Source organism: Bradyrhizobium sp. ORS 375, assembly GCF_000239775.1.
Lineage (GTDB): Bacteria > Pseudomonadota > Alphaproteobacteria > Rhizobiales > Xanthobacteraceae > Bradyrhizobium.
In genome coordinates this window covers 1-6346 of sequence record NZ_CAFI01000040.1, presented here as the reverse complement: position 1 = coordinate 6346, position 6346 = coordinate 1, and the positions used below count along the sequence as shown (strand labels likewise).

General features: G+C 65.3%; 4 protein-coding genes and 1 pseudogene. 2 read left to right on the top strand and 3 right to left on the bottom strand.

Annotation, left to right across the window (positions count from 1 at the left end):
• Both BRAO375_RS03735 and BRAO375_RS03730 read left to right on the top strand, forming a co-directional pair.
• Positions 1–199, top strand: a 199-nt coding sequence (locus tag BRAO375_RS03735) for an alkylhydroperoxidase (protein WP_035638795.1), incomplete at its 5' end; no start/stop codon positions are given.
• A gap of 87 nt (positions 200–286) precedes the next feature.
• A complete protein-coding gene (locus BRAO375_RS03730; protein ID WP_009026121.1) occupies positions 287–1138 on the top strand; it encodes an alpha/beta fold hydrolase in 852 nt (283 codons plus the stop codon).
• 117 nt (positions 1139–1255) lie between these two features.
• On the opposite strand, the pseudogene BRAO375_RS03725 reads toward BRAO375_RS03730, so the two are convergent.
• The 3 genes and pseudogenes from BRAO375_RS03725 to BRAO375_RS03715 all read right to left on the bottom strand — a co-directional run.
• Positions 1256–1534 (bottom strand): annotated as a pseudogene (locus BRAO375_RS03725) (MFS transporter); the annotation flags it as partial.
• Complete coding sequence (locus BRAO375_RS03720; protein WP_009026119.1) at positions 1483–1683, bottom strand: hypothetical protein; 201 nt, start codon at positions 1681–1683, stop codon at positions 1483–1485. The gene BRAO375_RS03720 and the pseudogene BRAO375_RS03725, both read right to left, overlap by 52 nt.
• A 160-nt stretch (positions 1684–1843) precedes the next feature.
• On the bottom strand, positions 1844–6346 hold a 4503-nt coding region (locus tag BRAO375_RS03715), incomplete at its 5' end, for an autotransporter domain-containing protein (RefSeq protein ID WP_035638792.1).

Genomic DNA, 6346 nt, shown 5'->3' with positions numbered 1-6346 from the left:
CTTCGCCGCCCTGGTCGCGCACAATCGTGGTCATGTCACCGACGCCGACTTCGCCGCCGTGAAGCTTGCCGGCTACACCGATGCCCAGGTCATCGAGATCGTGCAGCACGTCGCACTGAACAGCTGGACCAACTTCTTCAACGAAGTGTTCAAGACCGAAATCGACTTCCCGGTCGTCGAAGCCAGCAAGGCCGCCTGACCCCAAGGGTAACCCTAAGCGCGTGAGGGCAGTCCCGGCTGTCCTCACGCGCCAAGCGCCTGTCACCCCTTCATCGGAGCTTCCCCCGTGACTCTCTACAAGTCCGCCACCGTCCATGATCGCCAGGTGTTCTATCGCGAAGCCGGCGATCCGACACATCCGACCATCCTCCTGCTGCACGGCTTTCCCACCAGCAGCTTCATGTTCCGAGACCTGATTCCGCTGTTGGCGGACAGGTTTCACGTGATCGCTCCCGATTACATCGGCTTCGGCCAGTCGGATGCGCCATCGGTTGCCGCGTTCGACTACAGCTTCGAGAATTTGACCGCACATGTCGCGGGGTTGATCGAGCAGCTCGGACTGAGCTCCTACATGCTCTACATGCAGGACTATGGCGGCCCCGTCGGCTTCCGGCTGTTCACGCGCAACCCCAAGGCCGTCACTGGCTTCGTGATCCAGAACACCAATGCCTATATGGCAGGCGTCGGCGAGATGCCGGCGCAGGTATTCCTGCCGCTGTGGGAGAAGCGCGATGCGGCCAGCGAGGCCCCCGCCCGCAGGCTGCTTGCCGCCGAGACGACGAAGTACCAGTATCAGGTCGGCGCCCGCAATGTGGACGCCATCAGCCCCGACAATTGGACGCATGATCAGGCGCTGCTCGACCGGCCCGGCCATGATGCGGCGCATCTGAACCTGCTCGAGAACTACAAGACCAACGTCGCGCTGTATGACAGCTGGCACCAGGCCTTCCGCGCCCATCGCCCGAAGACGTTGATCGTCTGGGGCAAGAACGATCCGTTCTTCGTTCCCGCCGGTGCCGAGGCCTATCTCGCCGACCTGCCCGACGCCCGCCTCGTCTGGCTCGATGCCGGCCACTTCGTCCTCGACGAGAACGCCGCCACCGTTGCCGCGGAGATCAAGGCGAGCTTCGGCGGCTGAGATCATCCGCGCGAGGTCTGCTCGATCCGAACTCCTGGACCTCCGCTTCTGCCTGAACGACACAGGATGCGAGGCGGGGGTCCCTCACCCGGGAATAGCCTGGGATCGCAGGTCCAGCTACTCCTTGAGCCAAGACACCAGCGCGGCGGCCGCGCCGAGCGCAAGCGCTATTCCAGCGACGCAGGCGGTCCAGCCGTGGCGGTCGAACAGCTGGCCGATGAGCGCGCTGCCCGCGAGCCCACCGAAGAAATAGCAGGCGAGATAGCTGCCGCTGGCGATGCCGCGATTCTCGCTCGCTGCTCCCCCGACGAAGCCGGTGACGGCCGCCTGCGCGAAGAAGGTTCCTACCGCCAACCAGCACAAACTGGCACGACGGGCAGTTCGCACATGCGGGGCATGCCGGGCACGCGCGCGTTGCCCGTCGGCTGCTGACCGATACCGAGATCAAGCTGAACCGACGCGTGCTGTCCGCCTGCGCTGCGCGCGGCGACGCTCAGCACCTCGATGCGGAAATTGTCTTCGATCGCGATCAGAAGAAGCAGCACGTTGTAATTAGAACCGGCAATGCCAAAGGCTCGCTCAGATTTTACGCTGGTCGAGAGGGCGACTCTGTCCGGACCAAACTAAGCGTAGCGCTAGGTGAGATCGCGGAGATTCGTTTGATTGACGCCGAACGTTTTAACAGCCCGCGCACCCTTCATCCGACTAGAACTTCAGATTGAGCCCGGCGCGGAACGATTGGTCGCGGAGAGACTGCGACACCTGTGTGGTGTAGGAGAGATTGACCGTCGCCTGCGCCGATATCCGCGCGTCGAGCCCGGCCTCGACCACGGCGGTGTTGCGGGCAAGCGGCGTTCCAGAGATGGCGACGGGAACGGCGTCGCCGAAACTGACCATCGTCATCGGTGTGATGGTGCCGAACGCGTGGCGCCATCCGACGGTCGCACGGGCGGTGGTGGAGACGCCGGCGAGATCGAAGCTGGTCGCGGCATGTGCGCCGAGCGTGGTGAACGTCGTCTGCGTCGTTGGACTATAACCTGTCAGCGCGGCAGCGCCGCCGGTCTCACGGAAAGCATCGCCCGCCACATTGACGTAGGCGGCACCGGCGAAAGGCTCGATATCGAAGCGGCCAACACGCATGCGATAGCCCAGTTCGCCAAAGACCTGCGTGGTCCAGGTGTCGTACGACGAGGTCAGCCGATCAGCGAAGTTGGTCAGCGCGATGGTCCGGCTCGCAGCCAGGTTCTGCCAGCTGCTAGCCACGCCCGCGCGGAGCGCCAGGGCGCTCCATTCGGTCCCCGCATAAAGACCGACATGAGCGTTGTCGCTCGTGCCCGAGGCTCCGAGCGCTGTCACGTCAAGTCGCGTCTGGCTGTAGCCTCCGACGAATCCGACGAGCCAGTCGCTGTTGCCGACGCGGGCATCGGCGCCCGCGAGCACGCCGCCGGTGGAGCGGCTGACGCGCGAGGCATTGCCGTCACTGTGGAGATGACCCCACGCGCCGAGCGCCTGGCCCCAGACGACGACATCATGAGTGGGCGTACCCGCCGGCTGCGCGGCGTCGGCGGCCGCATAGGCCATCATCGGCAGGGACGGTGCGCCTGCGGTCGCGAACGCGCTACGCAGGCGGTCCATCACTCCGTCGCGCACGATGTGGCTGTCCTGCAGCAGCACGGCGCGGCTCGAGGCATGGATCTCGCCGGACAACTGGTCGAAGGCGTGGCGCGCGGTCGCTTCGTCCGTCTGCAGCACGGCGCTCCACACGGCGTTGCCGCTGCCGAGGTGGTCGATGGCCGCGCCGATGGCGCGCTGGTTCGGCGTGGTGCCGACAGCAGCAAAATCCGTGCTGTTGCGGGTCAGCGTCAGGGTCACGCTCTGCGCATCGTAGCTGAGGCTCGGCGTCAGGAAGGCCAAGTTGGAGCTGACATCCGCGAAGGTGCCGGAGAGCCCGCCCGCTGCGGTGAGAATCGTGTAGTTGGTGTGCAGCCCGTAATTGCCGCTTCCGGCGAGGACATTGACGTGGGCGCCGGACAAGGTCGCCAGTCCGCTCGCCACGATGGTGTCGTGTTGTCCACCGGCGTTGACCTCGACCTCGTAGATCGAGCCGGGCGAAAAGACGAGACTGCCTGCGGCATTGAGCGTACCGATCGAGTTGCCCGGCGCAATGGTTGCACCCGCGGCGAGCGTCACCGGTCCGACCGTGCCATTGCCTTGCAGCCGCGCCCCGGTGTCCACCGCGAGCGTGCCGCCGAGCACGCCATTCACCGCCAGCGTGCCGGCGGTAACCGTGGTCGCGCCGCTGAACCCGCTGCCGTCGCCGCCGAGTGTGAGCCTTCCGTCGCCGCTCTTGGTCAATGAGCCGCCGCCACCGATCGCGCCGTCGAAACCGACGACCGTGCCGGCCGCCGTGTCGATCGCGCCCGAGCCCGTGAAAGTCAGGCCGCGCGCGCTGGTGAAGCTGCTCAGCGTGCTCAGCGTGCCACCGCCGAAGCTGATGGCGCTGCCGGCGGCACCGAGATTGTTGTCCGCGGAGACCCGCAGCACGCCACCGTTGATGGTCGTGCCGCCCTGATAAGTATTGACGCCCGCGAGCACCAGCGTGCCTGCGCCGGATTTCGTCAGGCCGCCGGCCCCGGAGAGCGCCTGGTTGAGCATGAACGTGTTCGCCACGTCGGCGATGTCGAACCCGCCGCCGCCGGCTGCGAGCGTGATCGCACGGGAGGTCCCCGAAAACGACGTTCCGGTGACCTGCAAGGTTCCGCCGCTGAATGTCAATGCGCCGCTGGCAAGGCCCAGATTGGTGTCCGACGAGACCGACAGGGTGCCGCCGGTGAGAAACGTACCGCCGCTGTAGCTGTTGCTGCCCGCGAGCACCAGCCTGCCGCCACCCGCCTTGCTCAACGCGGTGCCGCTGCCATCGACGACCGTCGATGCGATCGTGGCGGAGATGTTGTTGTCGACATTGAAGACGCTGGCATTGCTGCTGGCGGGCGCGATTGCCAGCGAGCCGCCGCTCAGCGTGTAGCCGTTGGTGGAGAATTGCAGCGTGTCGAAGCTCTGAGTGCCGGCGACCGTCACCAAGCCGCCAGCCGCGCCGGCGAACACGCCGACCGATCCGCCCCAGAGGCCGTTGATCGCCGCCTGTCCGGGAGGGCCGGTCCAGTTGGTGCCGGTGGCGCTCCAGCTGCCCGCACCGCCGTTGATGGTGCCATTGCCGGTGCTGTCGGCGCCATCCCAGAACTGCAGATTCTGTCCGGTGCCGAGCACTGACAGATTGACCTGGCCGGGAATCGTGGTCTCAAGCTGCGCGGTGGCGATCGTGAAGCCTGAGGTGGTCGACGTCAGCACCTTGGCCGCGAAATCGCCAGACAGCGTGCCGCCATAGGTGAACAGGCGATAGAAGCCGGCGGCGGCGATCCGTGCGTCGAGGGTGCCGCCGAGCGTGAGGTCGTTGCTCACATTGACGAGGTCGTTGCCGGTCGCTGGATTGCTGCCACCGACCACGCCCGGGGTGTTCAGCTCGAAGATCGAGGTCGCTCCCGAATGAAGCGTGAGATCTCCCGCGACGCTCAGCGTGCCCGGCGAGTTGCCGGCCGACAGCGTCCCGTTCACCACGGTCGACGACACCGTTCCGGAGCCGCCAAGCAGTGCGCCCGCGGCGACAGTAACGCCCGAGGAATTTGCGATTGAACCGTTGACATACAGCGAGCCCGCACTGACGTTTGTCGCACCGGTGTAGCTGTTGCTCCCGGAAAGCGTGAGTGCGCCGGTGCCGATCTTGGTCAGCGCGCCGTTGCCGTCGATCTCGCCGGCGAACACGCCGCTGCCATTGTTGGTCCCCGTAGTCAGGCTTCCTGAACTCAGATGAACGAAGGATCCGGCGCCACCGGCCAGGGACCCGATGGTCTGATCGACGCCGAGCGCTAGACTCGAGCCGGCATCATGCAGCGTGATCCCGATAGAGTTCGACAGCCCGTTTGCGGTGCCGAGGCTGAAGGTGCCGCTGTTGTAGACGTCGATCGTCGGCGTATTCAGCAGGGTGCCGTTACTGGTGACGCGCAGAACGCCCCCGTCCGCGACAGTTGCGCCGGAATAGCTGTTGATGCCGTAAAGATCCTGGACGCCCGTCCCTGTCTTGACCAGGCCGCCGCTGCCGGTGATGTTGCCGAAATAGCCAGTATTGTTGTTGGCCCCTCCGAGCGTCAGCGTCGCCGTGCCCAGGGCAACGGTGGTCCCGGGATTGCCGTTGATGCCGCCGACACTCTGGTCGAAATTGTTCAGATCATAAGTGCCGCCCCAGACCGTGAGCGCGCGCGTGGCGGCGATCGCGTTCGCCGTGCCCATCTGCAGCGTGCCAGCGTTCAGCGTAGTATCGCCGCTATAGATATTGGTGCCGCTCAGGATGAGCGTTCCGGTGCCATTCTTGGTCAGGCCGCCCGCACCGTCTATGACGCCGGAGAAGGTGGTGCTGGTGTTGTCGTCGCCCGCGGTCAGCGTCTGCCCTGAGGCGATCACCACGTTACCTGCCCCGGCAAGCGAGCCGACTGTTTCGCTGGTGTTCAGATTATATGTCCCGTCGACCGTGAGCGGAGCCGTGGCGCTCATGGTCGCGCCGCCCGATGTTGTCAGGGTCGCGCCGCTATCCACCAGATAGGCATGGATGGAACCTGCTGTCCCGGTCCAGGTGGTGGTGCGCTCGAACGTAAGTAAGCTTGCGCCGACGATGCTGCCAGCGAAGTTGCCGCCATACACGGTGATCGGCGTGCCGAGGCTCCCGACATTGCCGCTCCCTTGCAAGTTGCGAACCAGACCTTCATAGACATTGAAGTCGAGCGCCGCGTCTGCGGCCACCGTGGTACTCACGAAACTGCCAAGCACGTAGGAGAATGACATCGATCCGGACCGCACATAGCCGCCGTCGATATACAAGCTGGGCTGCGCGAAGGCGGCGATGGAATTGACCACGATCGTGCCTTGCTCGCTCGCGGACCCCAAGTGAAGCGCCGCGTTAGCGCCCAGCCATCCCAGATTGATGGTCACGGAGCCGCCGTTCTGGACCGACAGCGTGCCGGACTGGTTGTCGTCGACGCTGATAGCGCTTGCAATGCTCGTGAGCGAGGGCACCGCGCTCAGCTGTCCTCCTTGCAGGTAGATCGGCGAACCAAACTGGTTGGGGCTGGAGATCGTCTGATAATTCGTGATGTAGGT